The organism is Corynebacterium sp. MSK195 (assembly GCF_030228885.1).
GTDB lineage: Bacteria > Actinomycetota > Actinomycetes > Mycobacteriales > Mycobacteriaceae > Corynebacterium.
The window spans coordinates 330,927-350,258 of the sequence record NZ_JASPGT010000001.1 but is presented as its reverse complement, the minus strand read 5'-3'; the positions used below and the strand labels follow the sequence as shown (position 1 = coordinate 350,258).

14 protein-coding genes are annotated in these 19,332 nt (G+C 59.3%); 8 read left to right on the top strand and 6 right to left on the bottom strand.

Annotated elements, in window-relative coordinates:
- Positions 1 to 132: 132 nt before the first annotated feature.
- A complete protein-coding gene (locus tag QP909_RS01625; protein ID WP_284765902.1) occupies positions 133 to 1,197 on the top strand; it encodes a PAC2 family protein in 1,065 nt (354 codons plus the stop codon).
- A gap of 34 nt (positions 1,198 to 1,231) precedes the next feature.
- Complete coding sequence (locus QP909_RS01620) at positions 1,232 to 3,775, top strand: DEAD/DEAH box helicase (protein ID WP_284765901.1); 2,544 nt, start codon at positions 1,232 to 1,234, stop codon at positions 3,773 to 3,775.
- Here QP909_RS01620 and QP909_RS01615 read toward each other — a convergent pair.
- A complete protein-coding gene (locus QP909_RS01615) occupies positions 3,705 to 4,859 on the bottom strand; it encodes a SulP family inorganic anion transporter (RefSeq protein WP_502868550.1) in 1,155 nt (384 codons plus the stop codon). The two genes, QP909_RS01620 and QP909_RS01615, sit on opposite strands and share 71 nt — an antisense overlap.
- Before the next feature lie 225 nt (positions 4,860 to 5,084).
- Between QP909_RS01615 and QP909_RS01610 the strand changes: the two genes are divergently transcribed.
- Positions 5,085 to 5,981, top strand: a complete 897-nt coding sequence (locus QP909_RS01610) for an NAD(P)/FAD-dependent oxidoreductase (protein ID WP_284765900.1) — start codon at positions 5,085 to 5,087, stop codon at positions 5,979 to 5,981.
- Positions 5,982 to 6,089: 108 nt separating this feature from the next.
- Here the strand turns inward: QP909_RS01610 and ahpD are convergent, their stop codons facing one another.
- Both ahpD and QP909_RS01600 read right to left on the bottom strand, forming a co-directional pair.
- Positions 6,090 to 6,614, bottom strand: a complete 525-nt coding sequence (gene ahpD, locus QP909_RS01605) for an alkylhydroperoxidase, AhpD family (protein ID WP_005325083.1) — start codon at positions 6,612 to 6,614, stop codon at positions 6,090 to 6,092.
- A gap of 97 nt (positions 6,615 to 6,711) precedes the next feature.
- Positions 6,712 to 7,305, bottom strand: coding sequence for a peroxiredoxin (locus QP909_RS01600; protein WP_023021385.1), 594 nt, complete (start codon positions 7,303 to 7,305; stop codon positions 6,712 to 6,714).
- A gap of 160 nt (positions 7,306 to 7,465) precedes the next feature.
- Between QP909_RS01600 and QP909_RS01595 the strand changes: the two genes are divergently transcribed.
- A complete protein-coding gene (locus QP909_RS01595; protein WP_239277550.1) occupies positions 7,466 to 8,410 on the top strand; it encodes a hydrogen peroxide-inducible genes activator in 945 nt (314 codons plus the stop codon).
- A 104-nt stretch (positions 8,411 to 8,514) separates the two neighbouring features.
- Here the strand turns inward: QP909_RS01595 and QP909_RS01590 are convergent, their stop codons facing one another.
- Positions 8,515 to 9,423 (bottom strand): hypothetical protein, encoded by a 909-nt coding sequence (locus tag QP909_RS01590; RefSeq protein WP_284765899.1) that lies wholly within the window; start codon positions 9,421 to 9,423, stop codon positions 8,515 to 8,517.
- 105 nt (positions 9,424 to 9,528) lie between these two features.
- On the opposite strand from QP909_RS01590, the gene hrpA reads away from it, so the two are divergent.
- Positions 9,529 to 13,416, top strand: coding sequence for an ATP-dependent RNA helicase HrpA (hrpA, locus tag QP909_RS01585; RefSeq protein ID WP_284765898.1), 3,888 nt, complete (start codon positions 9,529 to 9,531; stop codon positions 13,414 to 13,416).
- On the opposite strand, the gene nrdR is transcribed toward hrpA, so the two are convergent.
- Positions 13,413 to 13,871 carry a transcriptional regulator NrdR gene (gene nrdR, locus QP909_RS01580; RefSeq protein ID WP_005328590.1) on the bottom strand — a complete coding sequence of 153 codons (459 nt, stop codon included), beginning with the start codon at positions 13,869 to 13,871 and terminating at the stop codon, positions 13,413 to 13,415. The genes hrpA and nrdR overlap by 4 nt on opposite strands.
- Before the next feature lie 730 nt (positions 13,872 to 14,601).
- Between nrdR and lexA the strand changes: the two genes are divergently transcribed.
- Together lexA and sugR are read left to right on the top strand one after the other, a co-directional pair.
- Complete coding sequence (gene lexA, locus QP909_RS01575) at positions 14,602 to 15,306, top strand: transcriptional repressor LexA (RefSeq protein ID WP_239277543.1); 705 nt, start codon at positions 14,602 to 14,604, stop codon at positions 15,304 to 15,306.
- A gap of 359 nt (positions 15,307 to 15,665) precedes the next feature.
- Positions 15,666 to 16,448 (top strand): transcriptional regulator SugR, encoded by a 783-nt coding sequence (gene sugR, locus QP909_RS01570; protein ID WP_284765897.1) that lies wholly within the window; start codon positions 15,666 to 15,668, stop codon positions 16,446 to 16,448.
- A gap of 21 nt (positions 16,449 to 16,469) precedes the next feature.
- On the opposite strand, the gene ptsP is transcribed toward sugR, so the two are convergent.
- Entirely contained in the window at positions 16,470 to 18,158 is a 1,689-nt protein-coding gene (gene ptsP, locus QP909_RS01565; RefSeq protein ID WP_284765896.1) for a phosphoenolpyruvate--protein phosphotransferase, read from the bottom strand.
- A gap of 198 nt (positions 18,159 to 18,356) precedes the next feature.
- On the opposite strand from ptsP, the gene QP909_RS01560 reads away from it, so the two are divergent.
- Positions 18,357 to 19,322: a 1-phosphofructokinase family hexose kinase gene (locus QP909_RS01560; protein WP_284765895.1), complete on the top strand. Its 966-nt coding sequence runs from the start codon at positions 18,357 to 18,359 to the stop codon at positions 19,320 to 19,322.
- The last annotated feature ends 10 nt before the right edge of the window (positions 19,323 to 19,332 follow it).

Below are 19,332 nucleotides of genomic sequence, written 5' to 3'. Positions count from 1 at the left end.
CCCGCCCGGGATTGCGCTGGCAATGCGCAGCGGTTTGGGGCACAATTGTTTATTTAACCTCGCAGTGCGCGCGGGAATAGTATGCACGCACGCGGCGTTGGGGTAGGTAAGAAAGCAAGGAGGTAACACAACATGCACGAAGAAGATCGCCGCATGTATGAGCTGGAATATCCGGCTCCGGTGATTAGGGATGATTCCGGTGACGGACAAGGCCCCACCATGATTGTTGCCATGCACGGTTATGCTGACGCTGGCCAGGCCATTGAGGCAAGTGCTGACCACCTGAAAGCCGCTTTGGAAGGCCGTCAGCTGGCGTCATTTAACTCTGATGAGCTGATTGATTACCGCTCGCGCCGCCCAGCCATCACGATTGATAAGGATCGGGCGCTGGAAATCGAGTCCATGGATCTTGGTATTAAGGTGCTGCGCGATAATTCCGGCAAGACCTTCCTACTGCTGTCTGGCCCTGAACCGGACATGCGCTGGGAGGCGTTTACTACCGCCGTGGTGAAGCTGGTGGAAAAGTTCAACATCGAAGACACCATCATGCTCTATGCCGCGCCGATGCCGGTGCCGCACACCCGCCCCACGGTGGTCACGGCCCATGGCACCTCCTCCCGCTTGACCGAGCACATGCTCTCGATGGATTCCACCATGATGGTCCCAGGCTCCGCCGCGCTGTATCTGGAAAAGGCTCTAGCGGATAAGCACCGCACGGTGGCTGGATATACCGTACACGTGCCACATTATCTGGCAGCTTCGCCTTATCCGCAGGCCACGTTCCAGTTGCTGGATTCGGTGGCTCGGGCGGCGCGCCTCAATATTCCTTTGGGCAGCATTGAGGCCGATATTTCTCGCGTGGAAAACCAACTGGAGGAACAAGTTGGTGGCTCGGATGAGATTGAAGGCGTAGTCCAACAACTCGAGCAACAGTATGACGCTTATATGGAGCGCTACCGCAAGGAGCACCCGCAGGCGATCATGCCCGGCGAGGAGCCTATGCCTACCGGTGAGGAAATCAGCGAGGAATTCCAGGCATTTTTGGCTTCCTTGGATGAAGAAGAAAGCCAGCAGATCATCAATACCGAGATCGATGACCGCGAAGATTCCACCAAGGAAGAAGGCTCGAGGTCCGATGAAGGGAAGGATGGCCCTGATTCTGCTTCGGGTGAGGGCGACTTAGGTGACGATATCTAACTAACCCGCCCCCATCGCCGCTAAGGTGGTGGGGGTGAACTTATCTCAGCTGCTGCCAGATTTAACGGAAGTACCCGAGTCCCTCGTAGACGAGGCAATTTGGGACACCTTTACCTCGTGGACCACCGGCCGGGGTATCAATTTGTACCCAGCACAAGAAGAAGCCTCGCTCGGTATTTTGGCCGGCGATAATGTTATCCTCGCTACCCCTACGGGCTCGGGAAAGTCCATGGTGGCTAATGCTGCACACTTCATCGCCCTAGCTCGTGGCCAGCGCAGTTTCTATACCGCGCCGATTAAGGCCCTTGTGAGCGAGAAATTCTTTGCCCTTTGCGATATCTTTGGCGCCGAAAATGTGGGCATGATGACTGGCGATGCCACCGTTAATGGCAATGCCCCCATCATCGCCGCCACCGCCGAGATTGTGGCCAATATTGCGCTGCGCGATGGCGCCGAGGCCAATATCGACCAAGTAGTGATGGACGAGTTCCACTACTACTCCGAGCCGGATCGCGGTTGGGCCTGGCAGGTGCCGTTGCTGGAATTGTCCAAGGCGCAGTTCCTACTCATGTCTGCCACTCTGGGCGATACTCAGTGGCTAGAAGAAGATCTCACCCGCCGCACCGGCCGCGCCACCAACCTTGTCGCCGGCACTTCACGTCCCGTCCCACTGGACTTTTCCTATGTCTTTAGCGCGGTACACGAGACCATCGAGGAGCTCTTGGCCGATAAGAAAGCACCCATCTACGTGGTGCACTTCTCGCAGCGTGAAGCGGCCGAGCGCGCCCAGGCGCTTACCTCTCTTTCGGGGATCATCACTAAAGAAGAAAAGGAAGCGATTGCCCAGGAAATAGGGGGGTTCCGCTTCACCACTGCCTTTGGCAAAGATCTGTCCAAGCTCTTGCGCAAGGGCATCGGCATCCACCACGCGGGTATGCTGCCCAAGTACCGCCGTTTAGTAGAGCGCTTGGCACAAAAGGGCCTGCTTAAGGTCATTTGCGGCACCGATACCTTGGGTGTGGGCATTAACGTGCCCATCCGCACCGTGCTGATGACTGGGCTTGCCAAGTTCGACGGCCAGCGCCAACGCATCCTCAAGTCGCGCGAATTCCACCAGATTGCCGGCCGCGCCGGCCGCGCCGGCTATGACACCGAGGGCACTGTGGTGGTCGAGGCCCCCGAGCACGAGATTGAAAATGCCAAGGAGCGCCGCCGCATCGGCGACGACCCCAAGCGCTTGAAGAAGCTCAAGAAAAAGTCCGCCCGCGAAGGCGAGGTGTCCTGGTCCGAGAAGACTTTCGCCCGCCTTACTGAGGCTGAGCCGGAGCAGCTTACCTCTCAGTTCCGCGTTTCAAATTCCATGCTGCTCAACGTCTTGGCGCGCCATGGCAATGGCTATAACCACATGCGCCACCTGCTGCGAGACAATCACGATAATCGCAGCAAACAGAATAAGGACATTCTCACCGCTATCGATCTGTTCCGCGGGCTAGTGGATTCCGGCGTGGTACAAAAATCCACCAAGGGATTGGATATCTACGGCCGTCCCTACCATTTGGTACGAGAGCTGCCGCGTGACTTTGCGCTCAACCAGCCGCTGGGTCCATTCGCGCTGGCGGCGCTCTCGCTGCTGGATCCGGAGGCGGAGACTTATAACCTGGACGTCATTTCCGTGTTCGAGGCCATTCTGGATGACCCGCGCCAGGTGCTCATTGCCCAGCAGAAGCAGCGTCGCGGCGAGGAGATCGCCGCGCTGAAGGCGGACGGGGTGGACTACACCGACCGCATGAATATCGTAGAAGACATCACCTGGCCGAAGCCGCTCGAGGAACTATTGGAGCAGGCCTACGATACTTTCGCTGAGACCAATGCGTGGGTCAGGGAGTTCGAGCTGCGGCCTAAGTCCGTTGTGCGTGACATGCTCGAGAACGCCATGACCTTCTCCGATCTGGTCGCAACCTACGGCTTGGCCCGCTCCGAGGGCGTGATTTTGCGCTACCTGACCGACGCCTGGCGTACCCTGAAGCAATCCATTCCCGATGAGTACAACACTCCAGAGCTCGAGGACATCGTTGTCTGGCTGGGAGAGCTTATCCGCCAGGTGGATTCCTCGCTTGTCGACGAATGGGCGCAAATGGCCGGCGAAGACTCCCCCATCGACCAAGACACGGTGGACCGCGAGCTGGCCTTTGGCGTGGAGGACCCCACCGCGCTCACGGCCAATCGCCGCGCCTTTACCATTATGGTGCGCAATTACATGTTCCGCTTGGTGCAGCTCTTTGCTTTGGAAAAGGAAGACCGCTTGGCAGAGCTGCTTGATTACTTGGACGAGGTGCCAGACTTCGGCGCTATCCTAGATGATTACTTCGATGAATATGATGACATCGATTCCGGCCCCGAGGCCCGTGGCCCGGAGTTTTTCCGCCTAGGCGATACTGACTCGCGTGCGTGGTCCGTGCGCCAGATCATCAAGGACCCAGACGGCGACTACGCCTACCAGTTCGTGGCTACGGTAGACCTCGATGCCTCCGATGAAGCCGGCGAAGTCCGCCTAGCGGACCTGCGCGTGGAGTATTAGCCAGCGAAAACGACAAGCCACCCTGGTTGCCTCGCCCCGGGGTAAGGGGGGCCGCAACGAGTACGGCGACGAGCAGGAGCAGCGAATGGAACACCGCTGCCAGGCGTGTGCCCGCGCCTGCCCGCACGTTGACAGCAGTTCGGGCGATCGCGGCTGTTGCGGGGATCCCGCCGAACAGGGGCGCGACGACGTTGGCCACGCCCTGCCCAAAGAGCTCGCGGTCAGGATCGTGCCGGTCGCCGACAGTCTTTGCGTCGGCAACCGTCGCTGACAGCAACGATTCCAACGCACCGAGCGCTGCGACGGCGACCGCTGCCAACAGCAAGGAATCCAGGTGCTCCCACGGGATCTGCGGCCAGCGCGGGGCAGGCAACGTCGACGGGATGTAGCCGATAGTCTTCAGACCGCTGTCTGCCAGCATGTTGATGGCCGTCGCAGCAGCTACCAACACCAGCGCCGCGGGAAAGCCACTACGAATGCGGGCAGCAACCACGATTCCGGCCGCCACCGCGAGGGTCATAACGGGCGCCTGCCATACCGGAGCATCTAGCCAAGCTTTGATTGCGTCCCACGCCAACCCGAGGACTTTCTCGCCATCTACGTCAACACCGAGTGCTGCAGGTAGCTGTTGGAGGGCGATGATCACCGCAATACCGGCTGTGAAACCTTCGATGACAGGCAACGGCATGTATTTCATCGCGCGGCCAGCGCCGGTGAATGCCAGCAAGAGCAGCATGAGCCCCGCCAGCACGCCAACGACGAGCACCCCATCGGCACCATGGTCGGCCACGATGGGGATGAGCACCACGGTCATTGCGCCGGTCGGGCCGCTTACCTGGACGTTGCTACCGCCGAAGACTGCGGACAGGATGCCCGCGACGATGGCCGTCGTAATTCCAGCTGCCGCGCCGACACCAGAAGCAACGCCGAAGCCGAGCGCCAGGGGGAGTGCGACTAGGGCCACCATAAGGCCGGCCGAAAGGTCGCGCCCGATAGTCACGCGGGACCAGTCCGAGCGGCGCGGTGCGAATCGCAGGGCACGGGATCGGATGCCCACCTTAGAGACGGTGGAGGGGTGGGTCATGCTACTTTCTTGCTCCTTAAAGGCTCAACGACACCCAAAGGATACACAAGGCGCCTTCCTTCGACGGCCGGATTCCCGATTCTGGCCGATGCCTCATGTTGACGAATTCCCACCACACCCCAACCCTTCGGCACTAACTTGGCCAAGTCAGGGTTGGGCGTGACGCCTGCCACAAACTACTGAAAACCATTGCCATTTAAACCCTCCTCTGGTTTACTCGGGGCCATGCAGACAGTAGATACCCTCATCATCGGCGGTGGCGCGGCCGGCCTGCAGGCAGCCCTAGTCATGGTCCGCGCCCGCCGCAGCGTGCTCATTGTTGATTCCGCCACTCCCCGCAACCGTTTCGCCCATAAAATTCATGGAGTCATTGCCCTCGAGGGCACGCCACCCCTTGAGTTTCAAGAGCGCGGCAAGGAGCAGCTGCGCAGCTATGGCGCGCAGATCGTGAACGCCACCGTGGATTCCGTCACCGATAATGACCGCACGCTCACCGCCACGTTGAGCAACGGTGAGACCATCGCTGCCCGCTCTATCATCGTCGCCAGCGGCGTGGACGACGAGCACCCAGCTATCCCGGGCCTGCAAGAAAACTGGGGAAATACGGTCCTCCACTGCCCCTACTGCCACGGATACGAGGTGGCGGACAAGAAGCTCGGCGTGCTCTACATCGGCGAGTTCTCCTTCCACCATGCCGCGGTTCTGCGCCAGTGGTCGAAGGACATCACCTTCTTCACCAATGGAATGGAATTCACCGACGAGCAGCGCGCGGACCTGACTCGGCGGGGCATTGCGCTTATCGACGGCCCCGTCACCGCCTTCCAAGACGGAAAAGTCCTGCTGGAAAGCGACGAGCATGCCGTCGATACACTGTTTTACATGCCCATTCCCCGCCCTCACGATGAGTTCCTCGCTGACCTCAATCTTCAGCGCCACAGTCCGCCGTCGGGCATGGGCGGCAGCCTGATCAAAACGGGCCTCGCCGGTGCCACCAGCCACCCGCGCATCTGGGCCGTAGGCAACGTGGTCAACCCACCGGCGCAGGTAGCGATGGCGATGGGCGAGGCCAACGCCGCCGCCATTGCGGTCAATGCCTTCCTCGTCGAGGACGATTGGATTTAAATACGGTGGTGTGGCATGAAAGCCATCATCCAGACCAATCCGGAAGACCCACACTCGCTGGAGCTGGGGGGACGTCGGCAAGCGCGAGGGCGGCTATAAGCCAGACTTTTAGCGTGCGGCCTCAATCTGGACAGCCTGTGCCACAGCTTGAACTACGGCAGCGACCTTAACGGCCTCCCAGATCTGCTCCTTGCTCAGGCCAGCCTCGTTGACTTCCTGGGCGTGGGCGCCGAAGCAGTGCTCGCAGCCATTGATGGCGGAGACTGCGGTATTCCACAGCTCGAAGTTGGCCTTGTCCACGCCTGGCTTGGAGATAATGTTCATGCGCAGGCCGAACTTAACCCGTGCGTAGTCATCGCCCAACCAGCCCTTGGCGCGGTAGGCAACATTGTTCATAGCCATAACGGTGGCTGCGCCGTAGGCTGCCTCGATAGCTTCCTCAGACAGGTGCTCCTTTGCTTCCTCCGCAATCTCAGACAGCACGGTGTCATTGCGGGTTGCGGCGGCCGATGCCAGCAGGCAGCCCCAGAGCTGCTCCTCGTCCAGGTCCTTGGAACGGGTCAGGGTGCCCAAGTTGAGCTTCTGGTCCTTGGCGTACTCCGGCAGGGAAGACTTCAGATTATCAATAGACATAACTTTTCTCCTTTGAGGTTTTGATAGGAATTTACTGCGTCGGATTTAAAAGGAAACCCCGCCACGAAAGCGGGGTAAACCTGCATCTCAGTGAGTTTTAGAGTGCGGACTGTACGACGTCCATCTTGTTGATGTTCTTGGTTGGGTCGTTCTTCTCCCAGTTGCAAGCGCAGACCTCTTCGGACTGCAGGGCGTCGAGCACGCGCAGAACCTCGTCTACATTACGGCCGACAGCATCCGGGGTAACGGATACGAACTGGATAACGCCATCTGGGTCGATGATGAAGGTGGCGCGGTCAGCAACGCCATCAGCGTTTTCGACGCCCAGTGCACGAATGAGGTCGTGACGTACGTCAGAGAACATCGGGAAAGGAACTTCCTTCAGCTCTGGATGGGTTGCACGCCAGTTGAAGTGAGCGAACTCGTTATCGGTGGAGCCACCGAGGATCTGGGTATCGCGGTCCTGGAATTCCTCGTCCAGCTTGCCGAAGGCAGCGATCTCGGTCGGGCAGACGAAGGTGAAGTCCTTCGGGTAGAAGAAGACGACCTTCCACTTGCCCTCGTACTTGTCCAGGGATACCTGCTCGAAGTAGTCCTCCGGCTGGTTAGCGTTGACGTCGTGCAGATCGCCACCGGTCAGGGCGGTGAGGTTGAACTCTGGGAACTTTTCGCCGACGGTCAAAATAGGCATAGTCTTCAACTCCTTTAACAAAGGCTTTTCCTCTAAGTTTCCTGCCGCTTGACGTACAAGCAGCGGGGCCGGACCGTGTCCGGCCCAACACGATCAGTTATACCATCTTTTCCGCTCGCGTCAATAGCAAATCCTATAGGTAAGTGTTAGAGTGATAGGCATGCATAATAAAGAGTATCGCCCTACACTTGCTCAGCTGCGTACCTTCGTCACCGTTGCGGAAAATAAGCACTTTGGCACCGCGGCCGCCAAACTCGAAATTTCCCAGCCCTCTCTCTCCCAAGGCCTCGTTGCGCTCGAGCAGGGCTTGGGCCTGCAGCTTATCGAGCGCTCCACTCGCAAGGTCATCGTCACCTCGGCCGGTGAGACCCTCCTCCCCTATGCCAAAGCCACTCTCGAGGCCGCCGATACCTTCCTGGCCCACGCTCGCGGCGCCAACGGCACCCTTGCCGGCCCACTGACCATCGGCGTTATCCCCACCATTGCTCCCTACATCCTTCCCGATCTGCTCTCGATGCTTGTTGAGGCCTACCCGGATCTCGAGCCGCGCTTCGTAGAGGAGCAAACCCAGCACCTCATTACCCGCCTGCGCAACGGCAACTTGGACCTTGCCATCATGGCCCTTCCTTCTGAGGCCACCGGCATGGTCGATAGCCCGCTCTACACGGAGAAATTCTCCATCGTTTGCCCTCCTGATCACCCCATCGCCGGCCGCGAGGATGTCGAGCTTGCGGAGCTCAAGGACTTAGATTTGCTGCTGCTTGACGACGGCCACTGCTTGCGCGATCAGGTCGTCGATCTCTGCCGCCACGCCAATATCAACCCGGCCGAGGCCACCAATTCCGTCACCCGTGCTTCCTCCCTGACCACCATCATGCAGCTAGTCATGGGCGGACTGGGCTGCACCCTCGTCCCCGAATCTGCACTGGCCACCGAGTGCCATGGCAAGGACGTCGCCATCGCCCACTTTGCCTCCGATGTCACCGCCGAACGCGAGGTCGGCCTCGTGTTCCGTTCCTCTGCCGCCCGCGCCGAGGAATTCCGCGAATTCGGCACGCTCATCACCTCCGCCTATAACAAGGCGATTGAACGTTCCCGGCAGTAGCCGCAATCGGCAGTGGACACTGCCTCTAGTTGCCTCTGGGCGTGGCCAAGCACGCCAAAGGCCACCGTCCCAAGCGGGAAACGGTGGCCTTTACCTATCTGGTGCTATACCTGCGGGAGGGTGTTGCGACCCGCGCACTGGCGGAACATGTGCGCTTGCGCCAATAGCGTGACCGGATAAGCCACGATGAGGCCGATGCCCAAAAGCAAAAAACCGGCCACAATGATGAAAAAGTTCAAAATGGAAAGCAGTAGCAACTGACCGTAGTTATTCTTACCTGCCTGAAAGCCCTTCTTCACAGCGTCACCAACGCTATCGCCATCGGCCGCGAACCACTGCATCAGCGAGAAGAATGGTTGGATAAAGAAGCTAATGAGCAAAAGCACGCCCATGATGCCCATGACGCTTAATACTGCCGCAACTGCTTCGTCCTCCGTCATAGTCTCGACGTCGTTAAGCAACCCATAGACAGTTCCGCCTACTGCAGCGAATGCAATAAGGCTCGCCACTGCCCCGATGACGAGCATGATAACCAGCGGCTGCCACCAACGCACGTTCTTAAAAAGGTAACCCCAACCGGTGCGGGCATCATCGATCTGGAAGAGCGCTAGGCGCATAATTACCAGCGACAATACAAGGCTTAGGACAGTGGAAATGAGCTGAGAAGCCCAAGAACCCGCGGTTGGATCACCCGTACCGGAGTAGCTCGCGGCATTGATGCCGCCTGCAACGGCTACAAAAACGATACTTAGAACAAAAAGCGCTACTGCTCCTAGAATCCACAGCTTCCAATTGCCAAAGACAGTCCTAAAAGCCCAAGAAACCGCATCTATTGCGGAGACCTTACCGGTAAACGGCCGCTGGCCTGCCTGGTAGCCGGCATAGCCTTGAGCGTTGCCCTCGTGGCTGCCACCATACGATGGAAGCTGGCCGTAGTCCGGCCGATCCTCGGGATGGTTGGTCGGCTCATAGCGAGGAAAATCGTCATTTCCACCCGAATACGGGTTCGTCATAGGCGGTGCTCCTCCTTCAGGAATGCACATAGAAAATGTATAAGTATTTTCACTTTAACAACTTTTTCCTCATTTCAGGTGGACGGGTAAACTCGTTGCCTAGTCATGACTAAGAACGAATCCCCTTCTCGCGACGAGCTCTTCGCCGCACTCGAAAATGTCACTTTGGCCGAGGCCCGCTCCTTCCGTCGCCGCCTCAAGAAGGCCCGCGCCCCTAAAGCGCTGCAAGAAATCGGCGCTGAAATCCATGCCGCTGCCGAGCGCGTCGCGCTTACCGACGCCGCTGTTCCCACCATCACCTACCCCGACGCCCTCCCCGTCACCGCCCGCAAGGACGATATCGCCGAGGTAATTCGGGACAACCAGGTCGTCATCATCGCTGGTGAGACCGGTTCTGGTAAGACAACTCAGATCCCAAAGATCTGCCTCGAGCTGGGCCGCGGCCGGCGCGGATTCATCGGCCATACCCAACCGCGCCGTATTGCAGCTCGCACCGTGGCTGAACGCATTGCCGCGGAACTGGACCAGAAGATCGGCGAGTCCGTCGGCTACGCCATCCGCTTCGATGACCGCGTCTCTGAGACCACGGCCGTCAAGCTGATGACCGACGGCATCCTGCTCGCCGAGATGCAGCGCGACCGCTTTCTCAATAAGTACGACACCATCATCATCGATGAGGCCCACGAACGCTCGCTCAATATCGACTTCCTCTTGGGCTACTTGAAGCGCCTATTGCCTAAGCGTCCCGACCTCAAGGTGATCATCACCTCCGCAACCATCGACCCGGAAAGTTTTGCCGCCCACTTTGCCGACGCCGACGGCAACCCCGCCCCCATTATCGAGGTCTCCGGACGCACTTACCCCGTAGAAATCCGCTACCGGCCACTCGAGTTCGAGGCCGGCGGAAAAGTAGTGGACCAAGATCCGCTCGACGGTTTGACCGAGGCCATCGAAGAGCTCATGCGCGAAGGCGACGGCGATATCCTGTGCTTCTTCCCTGGCGAGCGAGATATCCGCGATGCCATGGAAGCCATCGAAGGCAAGAAATGGAAAAACGTCGAGGTCACTCCCCTCTTTGGCCGCCTATCCAACCAAGAGCAGCACCGCGTGTTTAGCGAGCACCGCGGCCGCCGCATCGTCTTGGCCACCAATATCGCCGAAACCTCGCTTACCGTACCCGGAATCCGCTTTGTCGTCGATACCGGCACCGCCCGCATCTCACGGTATTCCACGCGCACCAAGGTCCAGCGGTTGCCTATCGAGCCCATCTCGCAGGCCTCCGCCAACCAACGCTCCGGCCGTTGCGGCCGCGTCGCCGACGGCATCGCCATCCGCCTGTACAGCGAACAGGACTTTGAAAGCCGACCCGAGTTCACCGACCCAGAAATTCTGCGCACCAACCTTGCCAGCGTCATCCTGCAAATGGTTTCGCTCAAGCTCGGCGATATCGAACAATTCCCCTTCATCCAACCTCCCGAGCACAAGGCCATCCGCGATGGCCTCACACTCCTCCACGAGCTCGGCGCCCTCCACGACAAGCAGGACAAGCCCTCTCTCACCACCATCGGCCACGATCTTGCCCGCATCCCACTGGATCCGCGCATGGCTCGCATGCTCATTGAGGCCAATACCAACGGCTGCCTCGATGATGTCATGGTCATCGTTGCCGCCATGACCATCCAAGATGTGCGCGAGCGCCCCCTCGACTTCCAAGCCCAGGCCGACCAAGCCCACGCCCGTTTCAAGGACAAGACCTCAGATTTCTTGTCCATGCTCAAGCTGTGGGATTACATCAAGCAAACCCGCAATGAGCAATCCGGCAATAAGTTCCGCAAGCGCATGAAACAGGAGTTCCTGCACTACATGCGCATCCGGGAGTGGTTTGACTTGGTGCGCCAGCTCAAGGACGTCGCCAAGCAGCTGGGCTGGACCTACCAGGAAGGCACCGAGCGCCGCTCCGATGACATCCACATGTCCCTCCTTTCGGGCCTGCTATCCAATATCGGCGCCCGCGATGGCAATTCCAAGGAGTTCCAAGGCGCGCGCAACACCCGCTTCCTGGTATTCCCCGGCTCCGCCCTGGCTAAAAAGCCTCCCGAGTTCCTCATGGCCGCCGAGCTGGTGGAAACGTCCCGCCTCTGGGCGCGCGATGTCGCCGCCATCGATCCCGCCTGGGTGGAAAAGCTCGGTGCGGACCTGCTCAAGCACAACTACTCCGAGCCCACCTGGTCTCGCAAGCGAGCCGCCGCCATCGCGCACCAAAAATCCACGCTCTACGGCGTGCCCATCGTGGCCGACCGCACCGTGCCCTACCACCGCGTCGATTCCGCCGCTGCCCGCGATATGTTCATCCGCAACGCCCTTATCGCCGGCGACTGGAACACCCACCACGCCTTCTTCAAGGCCAACGCCCAAGCGCTTGACGACGCCGCCGCATACGAAGAAAAGGCCCGCCGCCGCGGCCTCATCGTGGACGAAGATACACTCTTTGACTTCTACGACCAGCGCATTCCGGCAAAGGTAACCACCGGCCGCCACTTCGACTCATGGTGGAAAAAGGAGCGCCGCCGCACCCCGGATCTGCTGGATTTCGATCCGGCTAAGCTCATCGACGACTCCCACGACGTCACTGAAGAGTCCTTCCCCGACCACTGGCGCAAGGGCACTATCGATTACGAACTGACCTACAAGTTCGAGCCCGGCGATCCACTCGACGGCGTCACCGTAATGGTTCCCATTCCTATGCTCGCCGGCTTGGATACCGAAGGATTCGATTGGCTTGTTCCAGGTCTTCGCCTTGAGCTCGTCACCGAGCTCATCCGCAGCCTGCCCAAGGCCCTGCGCCGCACCGTCGTACCCGCGCCCGAATTTGCCGAGCGCGCCCTCGACCGCCTCATCCCTTATGAAGGCTCCATCACCCAGCAGCTTGCCGACGTCCTCCGCGAACTCGGCGGCCAAGGAATCAACGCCACCGACTTCCAGGCCAGCAAGCTACCCGCCCACCTGCGGATGAACTACGGGGCCATCGATAAGCGCGGCAAGATCGTCGACTCCGACCGCGACCTCGCGGCACTCGTCCGACGTCAGGCCGGGCATATCAAGTCCTCCGTGTCCCGCGTCTCGCGCACCTCCGAGTCCACCGCCGTCAGCGAATGGACCGACGACACCCTCGGCACCATCGATGACACGGTCAAGACCACCGTGGACGGCCACGAAGTCACCGCCTACCCTGCCCTGGTCGCTACCAAGGACGGCGTCGAACTCAAGGTCCATCCCACCAAGGCCGCCGCAGATGCCGCCATGGTCACGACCACTCTTACGCTCCTCATGCGTGAGATATCCGTCAACGCCTCACAAATGGTCAAGGGCCTACCATTGCAACAGCGCGTCGCCGTCGATTCCTATCCGCACGGCGGCGCCGACGGCCTTGTCAATGACGCCCGCGTCGCCGCGATCCGCGACCTGATGCTCGAAGCCGGCGAACCCGTCCGCACCCCCGCGGCGTTCCAGAAGCTTAAAGACACCGTCAAACCCCAGGTCCCAGGACGCGTACGCCAGGCAGTGGTAGCTATTGCACCGGGACTCGCCGAGTACTCCAACCTGCGAGCGGAGCTCGCTCATTGGGACGGCCCAGCAATAGATGACATGCGCGCACAATTGGACTTCCTCCTACCCCAAAACGCCATCACTGTCCATGGAATGTCCCATCTGCGTCATCTACCACGATATATCCAAGCCATGCGAATTCGTCTAGAGGACATGAACCTTGACCCGGACCGCGATGCGGACCGCCAAGCCGAGGTAGACAACGCCAAGGCTTACCTATCTAACCGCCTTCGCAACCTCCCGGCAGGCCGCGAAAAGACGCGCGAGGTCAAGGACGTACGCTGGATGATTGAAGAACTTCGAGTTTCTCTTTTCGCTCAGCGCCTTGGCACAGCCCATGCCGTTTCATTCCGCCGTATCCAAAAGGCGGTGGACAAACTGCGCTAAAAGTCCTCGCGATCTCGCCTTCGCATCAGGCGAATCTCGGATTCAAAGTCATCTGCGCTTTCAAAGGATTTATATACAGAGGCGAAGCGCAGATAGGCCACTTCATCAAGGTCCCGCAGTGGTTCTAGGATGGCCAAGCCAATCTCGTTCGCGTTGACCTGCGAGGAGCCATGACTGCGCACGGTCTCCTCCACTTCTTGCGCCAGCTTCTTCAGGGCATCGTCGCTGACATCTCGCCCCTGGCAGGCACGGCGCACACCGCGAATCAATTTATCTCGGCTGAAAGGCTCGGCCAGACCGTTTCTCTTCACCACAAGCAGCACGGCCTTCTCAACCGTGGTAAAGCGGCCCTTGCACGAAGCACACTCGCGCCGGCGACGAATCGACGCTCCAGCATCGACCACACGCGAGTCGATGACGCGGGATTGCTCATTGTGACAAAAAGGGCAATACACGGTGGTCCTTTCACTGACGTTGTTACGCCAGTAGTTTACTCACCTTCGATTTCGTGCGACCACCGACCTTCGCCCCACCATTCCCCCTATCGTGTTACTGCAGCCTCTACTTGTTGCACATTAGAAGCTGGCGGTTGCGGTGTACTGCTTCCTTCAGCGCCAGCTAGTCCACCTAACAAAGTGCCCACAAAGACCGCTACACCAAACACTGCGCCCAATGCGTAGTTACCTGTGTTCGACTCACCCACGCTGTTTCGGCCCCTATTCGATCTGTTCCCAGAGTCTCCGGGCGACGTACGGTTCGAACGATAGGTCGTGCAATCTTCCACATGTAGAGTTCGAACATACCGAGAGTTTGCGGTACCGCGAACCGCAGAACCGTAGCCACGCTCCACATCCCACACGGATGCAGAAGGCACCACTACAGGTTCAGTAGCATTGCGAGTTACCAGGTTATTGCGAGAATTGATCAACAGAGACATGACTTTCCTTTCGACGACTGAACCCACCGTAGGCGTCTCATGCGACACGTCATGACAGCCAGTCGCCATAATGTTCGATTTAGTTGGTACGTTCGATTTATAGCATCGCTTCGAATACTTGTCCACCCCAACGCGCAAATCTCGAACATCTGTACTTTTCGTGCTACAAATGACGTGTGGCAACTTTTCAGCGCCGCCAGCTAACAGACCACCGATAAATCCACCCGACCCCCTCCGAGGAGCCAGCAATGGGCCGCAAGCCAAAGAAGACTACCGAGAAGACCGACTACGCTTCCCTATCCGACCGCCAGCGACGCATTCTCAACGTCATTAGTGACGCCGTTATGTTGCGTGGCTACCCACCAAGCATTCGCGAAATTGGTGACGCAGCAGGCCTGCAGTCCACATCATCGGTTGCCTACCAGCTAAAACAATTGGAAGAGAAGGGATTTTTGCGCCGGGACCCTAATAAGCCGCGTGCTGTAGATGTTCGTCACCTTAATACGGATGAAGGCGCCAAAAAGCCGGGCCGCAAGCCGGCCAAGTCTGAGCAGCAAGTTCCCGAGGATGCAGGTGCCGTTTCCTATATTCCTGTGGTCGGCCGTATCGCTGCGGGAGCACCCATTACCGCAGAGGAAAACGTGGACACATACTTCCCCATGCCTGACGAGGTGGTCGGTAGCGGCGACCTTTATATGCTGCAAGTAGTCGGCGACTCGATGCAGGATGCCGGCATCCTTGACGGCGACTGGGTAATCATTCGTTCCCAGTCAGTTGCAGAGGAGGGCGAGTTCGTCGCCGCCCTGCTCGAAGGTTCTGAAGCTACCGTCAAGGAGTTCCACCGTGATTCCTCCGGCGTGTGGCTGCTTCCCCACAATGATGCCTACGCTCCCATCAACGGCGATGATGCGGAAATCATGGGCAAGGTTGTATCGGTATTCCGTAAGCTTTAACCACTCACCTGACGCAGATTCCATTACCCCGCAAGGGCCGAGCGTAGCCCCCGCGGGGTCTATCTATGTACACCCTTCGTTGACGCAGCCTGTATCCTGCCACCCCCATTTTGGCTCTATTTCGGACCCGGACACCGAAAGAGACGAAAATCCCACTTTCCCACTTTTCCTGATAACCAGGCATTTCAAGGTACCAGCTCTAAAATGCAGCTGTGCAAGTTTTTGCTTTAGTCCGTTTATTCCCGATTTTTGAGACAATAGACTAAGCAAAACAACATCGCCGGATTTTCACTTCCGCATAAAATGGCAATTTTTACTCCCGCGCCATGACGCGATGTCTCTAGATTCAAGGAGGAATCATGTACGCAGAAGAGCGGCGTCGCCAAATTGCTTCCCTCACCGCCGTTGAAGGCCGCGTCAACGTCACTGAGCTCTCAGAACGCTTCGAAGTTACGGCCGAGACCATTCGCCGCGACCTTGCGGTGCTTGACCGTGAGGGTGTCGTCCATCGCGTGCATGGCGGCGCAGTAGCCTCCCAAACCTTCCAGACCGCGGAGCTTACCCTGGATACCCGCCAGAGGTCCGCCTCCGGCGCAAAAGCGGCTATCGCCCGCGCGGCCCTTGATTTTCTACCCCACGGCGGCGGCAGTATTTTCTTGGACGCAGGCACCACCATCAATGCGTTCGCGGAGCTCATTGGACAGCAATACCCGCAGGCGCAGTTCAACATTGTCTCCAATAGCTTGCCTATTGCCCTGTCTCTAGCAGGCAACGGCGTGCCTGACGTCCAGCTACTTGGGGGTACGGTCCGCGCGATTACCCAGGCCGTCGTTGGCGATACCGCACTGCGCACCCTAGCTTTGATGCGTGCCGACGTCGCCTTTATCGGCACCAATGCCCTCACCCTAGACCATGGCTTGTCGACGGCCGACTCCCAAGAGGCAGCCATCAAATCCGCCTTCGTCACCAATGCCCACAAGGTAGTGGTCATGTGTGACTCCAGCAAGCTGGGCAATGACTACCTTGTAAGTTTCGCCTCTGCCGCCGATATCGACGTCGTCATTACTGACGCTGCTGCCCCCGATTCCTTCGTGGAAGCGTTGCGCGAGCGCGAAATTGAGGTCGTGCTCGCCAGCGAATAATCCCCCGATCCTTCGCCCAATTTAGGCGAAGGACTCCATGCGTTCGACCACTGCGGTACGGGCAGCGTCAGGGCTTTCCGCATCCAATGCCACCTCGGCAAGCTGCTGACACTGTTCCAAGGTAACTTCTGCCAGCTGCGCGCCGACGCCCGCTACCGCCGTCGACGCTGCGGATAGCGAATTTACGCCCAAGCCGGTAAGCACGCAGGCCAACATCGGGTCGGCTGCTGCCTCACCGCACACGCCAACCGCAACGTTATTGGCTTGGCCCACGATGCAAGTGTGCTGAATGAGTCGCAGGACAGCCGGCTGCCACGGGTCGGTCAGGTAGGCCAGCTGTGGAGACAAGCGGTCCGCAGCCATCGTGTACTGAGTCAGGTCATTGGTGCCGATGGACACGAAATCAAGGTGCGGCATGATTTTATCCGCCATAAGCGCTGCGGCCGGAACCTCAATCATGGCGCCGGCAGTCAGGCCGCGCTCGCGGCACAGGCTAGCAAACCACTGGGCCTCGGTAGAGGTGGCAACCATAGGAGCCATCACCCAAGTCGATGCTTTGTCATCGCGAGCCGCAGCCGCCTGCGCAATCGCATCCAGCTGGCGGGTCAGCAAAGCCTCATTATCGCGTGCAATACGCAGGCCACGAACACCCAATGCTGGGTTCTCCTCGGAGCTTAGCGTGGCATAAGAGATAGGCTTATCGGATCCGGCATCCAGCGTACGCACGACAACCTTTGATTCAGGAAAGGCATTAAAAACCTTGCCGTAAATCTTTGCCTGTTCGTCCACGCTCGGCTCTTCACTAGCCGAGAGGAAGGACAGCTCCGTGCGGTAGAGACCAATGCCCTCTGCCTGGGAATCCGAAGCAATGCGGGCGGCGTTGCCATCAGCGACGTTGGCAAGCAGCTGCACGCGGTGGCCGTCCTTGGTTTCAGCCGGGCCGCGCCACTGGGCAACGCGTGCTGCACGCTCGCGATATTCGGCCACGGCCTTTGTGGAAGCCTCTTCGTCGGCCCCAAGAGTGACGGCACCCACTGCACCATCGACGAATACCAGCGTGCCGCTTTCAATATCGCTAAGCGCGGCACCCACAGCAACGATGCATGGAATATCCAGCTGGCGGGCGATAATAGCCGTGTGGCTGGTAGGTCCCCCCAGCTCGGTGACAAGGGCCTTGATGTGCTTGGTATCCAGCGTCGCGGTATCGGCCGGAGCCAAGTCATCCGCGAAGAGCACGGCCTCGCCGTCTACGAGCGGCAGCCCCGGCTCGTCCTCGCCGCGCAGCTCTGCGATTACGCGGTCGCGCACGTCCTTTAAGTCAGTGGTGCGCTCGGCCATCACGCCGCCGGCGGCCTCGAACATGGTGACAAACTTATCGGTGGCGCCGACAGTAGCGAACTCCGCATCCTGGCCGGTGCGGATGTTTTTGCGCACGGCTTTGTGCCAGCCACGGTCCTTGACCATGCCGGCCGTTGCGGTCAGAACTTCCGCAGCCTGGCCTTCTGCGGCAGCAGCTCGCTGCTCCAAACGGCCAGCGACAGTATCTACGGCCGCAAGGAAGCGGTCGTATTCAACATCACTCGCTTGCTCTGGGTCGATGCTTCCCTCGGTAGGCAGGGCGGGGCGAGGGCGGACCCACACGGCTTCGGCGTAGGCGACTCCGGCAACGACACCGGTTCCTTTGATTGTGGACTCAGACGCGTTTTCCATGAGCGTACTTCCTTCGAAGATAGCGGTTTATTAACTTCCAGAACACCACAAATCGGATAGAAAAGCAATGTATACCACAGGAATTCTGTTGACTTTCGGGCACAATCGGACAAGAATCAACATTAAGGGCGGGCCATGCCCGTACGGTTCTCTCCAACGGCGTTCGGCCCCCAATATACAACCTGCGAAAGGGACGACTTGATTCTCACGCTGACCCCCAATCCCAGTATCGACGCCACCCTTGTGCTCAGTGATCCATTGACCTCCGGTGATGTCCACCGCGCCAGCGAGGTCACACAGGTTGCTGGCGGCAAGGGTGTAAACGTCACCCATACCGTGCACTTGGCCGGCGAGCAATCCTTGGCTCTTTTCCCGGCCCACGACTCCGATTCCTTCCTGAATCTCATCCACTCGGCTGGACTGCCTTCCTCTGCTATCCCCATGGACGGCACAGTTCGCGTCAATACCACCATCACCGAGCCTGATGGCACCACCACCAAGGTCAACGGTCCAGGCCCTGCGCTTTCCGACGCCGACTCCCACGCCATTACCTCCGAACTCACCGCCCGCGCCCTTGCCTCCGACTGGGTGGTTCTAGCCGGCTCCCTGCCGCGTGGCGTCAACACCGATTGGTATTGCGACCTCATCTCCGCAGTCCGAGCAGCCGCACCACAGGCTCGCATTGCCGTCGATACGTCTGACGCCCCAATGCAGGCCATTGGCGAAAACCTCAATTCTGCTGCGCCGGATCTCATTAAGCCGAACGGCCTAGAGCTCGGCCAGCTCACCGGAACCGACGGCCGCGAATTGGAAGACCAGGCCGCACGCGGCGAGTACGCGGGGGTTGTGCGGGCGGCCCGAGACGTCGTCAAGCAGGGCATCGCAGAAGTACTCGTCACCCTTGGCGGTGCCGGCGCGGTGCTGGTTACCGCGGACGGCGCTTGGGCTGCAACTCCCCCGCCAGCAACGGTGAAATCCACCGTAGGCGCCGGTGACGCCGCGCTCGCCGGATACCTCCTCGGCCGCACCGCCGGTAAGTCGCCGGCCGATAGCCTTGCGCAGTCGGTGGCCTACGGAACTGCGGCTGCATCCAAACAAGGCACCCAATTCCCTCGCCCAGAAGAACTCGATATCGCACATACCCCCGTACAATCGCTAGCCTAAGGAGTGCCTA

Coding starts and splice junctions, on each gene's coding strand:
- ahpD (WP_005325083.1), bottom strand. CDS start 6,614: ATGTCTATTGATAATCTGAAGTCTTCCCTGCCGGAGTACGCCAAGGAC.
- sugR (WP_284765897.1), top strand. CDS start 15,666: ATGTACGCAGAAGAGCGGCGTCGCCAAATTGCTTCCCTCACCGCCGTT.
- ptsP (WP_284765896.1), bottom strand. CDS start 18,158: ATGGAAAACGCGTCTGAGTCCACAATCAAAGGAACCGGTGTCGTTGCC.
- QP909_RS01625 (WP_284765902.1), top strand. CDS start 133: ATGCACGAAGAAGATCGCCGCATGTATGAGCTGGAATATCCGGCTCCG.
- QP909_RS01590 (WP_284765899.1), bottom strand. CDS start 9,423: ATGACGAACCCGTATTCGGGTGGAAATGACGATTTTCCTCGCTATGAG.
- QP909_RS01600 (WP_023021385.1), bottom strand. CDS start 7,305: ATGCCTATTTTGACCGTCGGCGAAAAGTTCCCAGAGTTCAACCTCACC.
- lexA (WP_239277543.1), top strand. CDS start 14,602: ATGGGCCGCAAGCCAAAGAAGACTACCGAGAAGACCGACTACGCTTCC.
- QP909_RS01615 (WP_502868550.1), bottom strand. CDS start 4,859: ATGACCCACCCCTCCACCGTCTCTAAGGTGGGCATCCGATCCCGTGCC.
- QP909_RS01595 (WP_239277550.1), top strand. CDS start 7,466: ATGCATAATAAAGAGTATCGCCCTACACTTGCTCAGCTGCGTACCTTC.
- QP909_RS01610 (WP_284765900.1), top strand. CDS start 5,085: ATGCAGACAGTAGATACCCTCATCATCGGCGGTGGCGCGGCCGGCCTG.
- hrpA (WP_284765898.1), top strand. CDS start 9,529: ATGACTAAGAACGAATCCCCTTCTCGCGACGAGCTCTTCGCCGCACTC.